This is a genomic window from Propioniciclava sp., assembly GCF_029977985.1.
Taxonomy (GTDB): domain Bacteria; phylum Actinomycetota; class Actinomycetes; order Propionibacteriales; family Propionibacteriaceae; genus Propioniciclava.
The window spans coordinates 1-2,228 of record NZ_JARKOT010000050.1; the positions used below are offsets into that span (position 1 = coordinate 1).

3 protein-coding genes are annotated in these 2,228 nt (G+C 70.6%); all 3 read left to right on the forward strand.

Annotated features, from left to right (window positions below; all coding sequences use genetic code 11):
* On the forward strand, nucleotides 1–399 hold a 399-nt coding region (locus tag Q1K57_RS02955), incomplete at its 5' end, for a 2-oxo acid dehydrogenase subunit E2 (RefSeq protein ID WP_300078842.1).
* Nucleotides 400–407: 8 nt separating this feature from the next.
* Nucleotides 408–1,778, forward strand: coding sequence for a dihydrolipoyl dehydrogenase (gene lpdA, locus Q1K57_RS02960; protein WP_300078844.1), 1,371 nt, complete (start codon nucleotides 408–410; stop codon nucleotides 1,776–1,778).
* 106 nt (nucleotides 1,779–1,884) lie between these two features.
* Nucleotides 1,885–2,228: thiamine pyrophosphate-dependent enzyme (locus tag Q1K57_RS02965; RefSeq protein ID WP_300078846.1), on the forward strand; the 344-nt coding region annotated here is incomplete at its 3' end.

Here is a 2,228-nt window from a genome sequence, read left to right on the forward strand (position 1 = left end):
GACACCCCGCGCGGCCTGCTCGTCCCGACGCTGCGGTTCGCCGACACGCTCACCCTGCGGGAGTTCTCGGTGCAGTCCAAGGCGCTGGCGAACGAGGCGATCGGCGGCTCGATCAACCCCGACCTGCTCGGTGGCGCGACCTTCACCGTGTCCAACCTGGGCTCGTTCGGGATCGAGTCGTTCACCCCGCTGCTGAACGTGCCGCAGGTGGCGATCCTCGGCGTGGACGCGATCTTCCCCCGCGCGGTGGTCAACCCGGACGGCTCGGTCGGCGCGGAACAGCGGATCGGCTTCTCGCTGACCGCCGACCACCAGGTGATCGACGGCGCAGATGCCGCCCGGTACCTGCGCGACCTGTGCGCGGCGATCGCCGACATCGACCTCACGGTCCTGGGTTAGGAAGAGACATGGCTGACTATGACGTGATCGTCCTCGGCGGTGGCCCCGGTGGCTACCTGGCCGCCGAGCGGCTGGGCCACGCCGGGAAGCGGGTGCTGCTCGTCGAGAGGCAGTTCCTCGGCGGCACCTGCCTGAACGTGGGCTGCATCCCGACCAAGTCCCTGCTGAACTCGGCGAAGCTGTACGACCACGCCCGGCACTCCGGGCAGTTCGGGGTAACGGCGGAGAACGTCGCCTTCGACTGGGCGACCGTGCAGGCGTGGAAGGCCGATGTGGTCACCAAGCTGGTGGCCGGCGTCGCGGCGACCGAGAAGCGGAACAAGGTCGAGGTGTTGGTCGGCCACGGCACTCTGGTCGGCCCCGGCGTGGTCGAGGTGGACGGCGAGCGCAGGACCGCCGACCACGTGATCATCGCGACCGGCTCGGTGCCGGTGATGCCGCCCATCCCCGGCGCCACGGACAACCCGAAGGTCGTCGACTCCACCGGGCTGCTGGCGGTCGAGGCCGTCCCGCAGCGGCTAGTCGTGATCGGCGGCGGGGTGATCGGCGTCGAGTTCGCGTCCCTGTTCGCGGCCTTCGACGCCCACGTCGAGGTCGTCGAGATGCTGCCCGAGATCCTGCCGTTCATGGACGACGACCTCGCCGCCCGCACCCGCAAGGCGCTCAAGGCGGTGACCTTCCACCTCGGTTGCCGGGTGACCGCGATCGAGGACGGCACGGTCGTCTGGACCGACGCCACCGGCGCCGAGCAGCGGGCCGAGGCCGACCTGGTGCTGATGGCGGTCGGCCGCCGTCCGCTCGTGGACGGCTGGGGCGCGGCCGAGGCCGGGCTGGAGGTCGGGCCGCGCGGCGTCGTGGTGGACGACACCATGCGCACCAACCTGCCAGGAGTCTGGGCGGTCGGCGACGTGACCGGACGCAGCCTGCTCGCCCACGCCGCCTACCGGATGGGCGAGATCGCCGCCGCCCACATCATCGACACCGCGGCGGCGTCCCGGAACGGCCAGCGGCTGCGGACCGACACGATCCCGTGGGCGGTCTACTCGATGCCGGAGGCCGCCGGTGTCGGACTCACCGAGGCCCAGGCGATCACCCGCGGCCACGAGGTGACCACCGCCACCGTCCCCCTCGCCGTCTCCGGCCGGGCCGTCGCCGAACAGGGCGTCCGCGGGCCCGGTGCGGTCAAGCTGATCGCCGACCGGGCGACCCGCACCGTCCTCGGCGTCCACATGCTCGGCACCTATGCCCCCGAGACCATCTGGGGCGCGGCCGCCGTCCTCGAAACCGAACTCACCGTGGACGACCTGCGCCAGGTCGTCTTCCCCCATCCCACCGTGTCCGAGGCGATCCGCGAGGCCGCCTGGGCCATCAAGGACTGACCCACCCCCAACCGAGTTGTCAGAATCTGAGCCGGCCATAGGCGGCCGAGATTCTGACAAGTCGGGAGGGGGAGCATCCGATACAAGGACGAACGAGAAGGAAGAAATGCCCAAGTCACTCAACGTCGATCCGGCGAAGGTCCGCGCGGCCTCGACGATCACCGTCCCGCCGATCCCGGTGAACGCCTACACCCGGGACTACGCCGCGGCCGCGCAGCGCTACGGCGCCGACGGCCTGGTCGCGATGCTGCACGACATGCTGGTGATCCGCGAGTTCGAGTCGATGCTGAACTCGATCAAGACCACTGGCGGGTGGCAGGGCATCGAGTACAACCACAAGGGCCCCGCGCACCTGTCGATGGGCCAGGAGGCCGCGGCGGTCGGCCAGGCCGCCGAACTGGACGCCGACGACTTCATCTTCGGCTCCCACCGCAGCCACGGCGAGATCCT